At 41.1% G+C, this 3,605-nt stretch carries 2 protein-coding genes; one reads left to right on the forward strand and one right to left on the reverse strand.

Annotated features, from left to right (window positions below):
• Positions 1 to 831: 23S rRNA pseudouridine(955/2504/2580) synthase RluC (gene rluC / locus H5072_RS14575; protein WP_182693925.1), on the reverse strand; the 831-nt coding region annotated here is incomplete at its 3' end.
• A gap of 772 nt (positions 832 to 1,603) precedes the next feature.
• Between rluC and rne the strand changes: the two genes are divergently transcribed.
• The coding region (gene rne / locus H5072_RS14580) for a ribonuclease E (protein WP_182693926.1) at positions 1,604 to 3,605 on the forward strand (2,002 nt) is incomplete at its 3' end.

Here is a 3,605-nt window from a genome sequence, read left to right on the forward strand (position 1 = left end):
GTTTAACCCAACTTTACGCATAGATTCATCAAACCCCTGGTCACCGTATTTATCATCGCAGGCGATAGGATGACCTTTACATTGTGTATGAACACGAATTTGGTGCGTACGTCCTGTAACAGGCGACGCTTGTACGAGTGAGCAATCGTTAAAACGTTCAAGTACTTTAAAACGCGTATGCGAAGGCTTGCCCTCAGTGTTATCTACACGTACTACGCGTTCACCCGATTTAAGTGTATTTTTACGCAGCCCTTCGGTAACGTTTTTAGTTTTAGAGTCCCACTGCCCTTCTACAAGTGCCCAGTAATTTTTTTCCATGGTTTTTTCACGAAGCTGTTCATGCAATGCTGTTAACACCGAACGGCGCTTTGCAATAAGTAAACAGCCCGATGTATCACGGTCAAGCCTATGTACTAGCTCAAGATTGCGCTCTTCTGGGCGAAGCGCGCGCAGCGCTTCAATTAAACCATAACTTAAACCACTGCCACCATGAACAGCCATACCTGAAGGTTTATTTATGACGATAAGGTATTTATCTTCAAATAAAATATCGTTTTCTAGGCGAGTTACTTTGTCTAACTTTGATGGTACAAACTCTTCACGCTCAGCAACTCTGATAGGTGCAATACGCAGTACATCGTCAAGCTGTAGTTTATATACAGGTTTAATACGCTTTTTATTAACGCGTACCTCACCTTTGCGCAAAAGTTTATAAATAGCGCTTTTAGGCACCCCTTTTAAATGGGTAATAAGAAAGTTATCAATACGCTGACCTAAATGGTCTTCATTGATCGTGACATAAGTTACTTGTAAGTCGTTTTTTTCTGACATTGCCTAATCACTAATTTAAGTAAAATAATTTAGTTGCTAACACTGTAATAATAGTGGGATAATCAGCAGCGCAAATATTTAGTATTTGCAAATAACAACGGTGCTTTTTAACACATTAAAACATTCGTGATGCACATTCTGGGTAGCCGATCATACAGATCCGAGTTAAGTTTTCCAAAGCTTTTATGCCTCCTCAGTTAACACGTGCGATCAATTAACGGCAATGCGCGTAATATATTGCTGGTTAAGTTTGAACATGAAGCGATTTTTAATGTGCTAGAGAAAGCAATGAACAGATAATTTGTCTGATAGTGACGACGTAAAAAACGTCGTTCAGCACTAGCTCAATTATTGTAGTACCGTACAGCAGCTTATTTAGAATTAAAAAAATCTAATAAATAAGCGTTCATTAACATCGGCAGCGATTTTTGCTCTTAAAACGGATATTAGCGATACATCAGTATGTATTGCTCACCAACTTAATGAGCCCTACGCGCCTAATATGAATGATATTTAGTAAGATTAATATGACAGGCCGACTTCTGGGTAAAACTTGTAAACGTAGCTGAAAAGCCGACAGTTTTAGCACCATTAAGAATTTAATAGCGGTAATAATCGCTATTGTTTGCCAGCATTTAAAATACTGCATACGAGATACAGAGCCGTTCCGTTAAAGACCCAGTCGTGAGGCTGCACATTCTAAAAATAGGAACAACTGAACAGGCGAGAAAAACATCGTCATGTCAGCGACATAAATAAGTAGAGTAACAATATGAAACGTATGCTAATCAATGCAACGCAGCAAGAAGAAATGCGCGTAGCACTGGTTGATGGCCAGCGCCTTTATGATTTAGATATCGAAAGCCCAGGTCACGAACAGAAAAAAGCCAATATTTATAAAGGCAAAATCACTCGCATTGAACCATCTCTTGAAGCAGCATTTGTTGATTACGGTGCTGACCGCCATGGTTTCCTTCCTTTAAAAGAAATTGCACGTACTTACTTCCCTGCAGGTTACACTTTTCATGGTCGCCCTAACATTCGCGACGTAATAAAAGAAGGTCAAGAAGTAATAGTACAAGTTGATAAAGAAGAACGCGGCCAAAAAGGCGCAGCGTTAACTACTTTTATCAGTGTTGCTGGTAGCTATTTAGTTCTTATGCCTAATAACCCTCGTGCTGGCGGTATTTCTCGCCGTATTGAAGGTGATGAGCGAACTGAACTTAAAGAAGCATTAGGTCGTTTAGAACTACCTAAAGGTATGGGCTTAATTGTTCGTACAGCGGGTGTTGGCAAGTCATTTGAAGAACTTAACTACGATTTAAAAGCACTATTAGTACATTGGGATGCAATTAAACAAGCAGCCGATAGTGCTAAAGCACCGTTTTTGATTCACCAAGAAAGCAACGTGATTTTCCGCGCAATACGCGATTATTTACGTCGTGACATTGGCGAAATTTTAATTGATAAACCACGTGTTTTTGAAGAAGCTAAAGCGCACATTGAGCGTTTTCGTCCTGACTTTATGAGCCGTGTTAAGCTTTATCAAGGTGACACGCCTTTATTTACACATTACCAAATTGAAAGCCAAATTGAGTCTGCATTCCAGCGTGAAGTACGTCTTCCTTCTGGTGGTTCAATTGTAATTGACCCTACTGAAGCACTTACATCTATTGATATCAACTCGTCTAAGGCAACTAAAGGCGGCGATATTGAAGAGACAGCACTTAATACTAACTTAGAAGCGGCCGATGAAATTGCACGTCAATTACGTCTTCGTGACCTAGGTGGTTTAATTGTAATCGACTTTATCGATATGACTCCTCCACGCCATCAACGTGAAGTAGAGAATCGTTTAAAAGATGCAGCGCGCCCAGACCGTGCTCGCGTTCAAATTGGTAAAATCTCACGCTTTGGTTTACTTGAAATGTCGCGCCAGCGTTTGCGTCCTTCATTAGGTGAAGCAAGCCAAGGCCCATGTCCACGTTGCAGTGGCCAAGGTACTATTCGTTCAAACGAATCAATAGCACTTTCAATTCTTCGCTTAATTGAAGAAGAAGCAATTAAAGACAATACAGCACAAGTAAATGCACAAGTGCCTGTTGCTGTTGCTGCTTATTTATTAAATGAGCAACGTCGTAGTGTTCATCGCATTGAAAAACATCATAAATGTGACGTAGTGATTATTCCAAATCAACATATGGAAACACCACATTATGAAGTTATGCGCTTACGTAAAGACGAAACACTTGAAACTGTAAGTTACGGACAAGTTGTTGCACCAGAGCCTGAAGTATTCGAGATGTCAAAATCTCCAAGTACGCCAGTCCGTGAAGAGCCGATGCTAAAAGGTGTGGTAATGCCTTCTACTCCTGCTCCACAAGCAGCGCCAGCTAAAGCCGTAGAGCCTGCTGCGGTAGCACAAACTAAAACTGAAGGTGGCTTACTAGCTGCTATTGGTAATTGGTTTAAGTCGTTATTTACAAGTGAATCTGAAGAAGAGAAAAAAGAAGCTGTAGAAAAAGAGCAGCAAGAAACGCGCAATAATGCGCGTCGTGGTAACGATAATCGTCGTCGTAATAACAATCAACGTCGTCGTAATAATAACCCACGCACTAACAAGCCGCGCAATGAGCGTCCAGCCGCTGAAGAGGAAGCTAAAACTGACTCAGCAGCAAGCACCGAGACTCAAGAGAGAAGCGAGAACCGCAACAAGCGCCGTCGTAATCCTAACTCTCGTAAGCGCCCAGAGCATAAAAACCAAGAAAAAGATC

The sequence above is a fragment of the Pseudoalteromonas sp. SR45-5 genome (assembly GCF_014163565.1).
In the GTDB taxonomy this organism is placed as follows: Bacteria; Pseudomonadota; Gammaproteobacteria; order Enterobacterales; family Alteromonadaceae; genus Pseudoalteromonas; species Pseudoalteromonas distincta.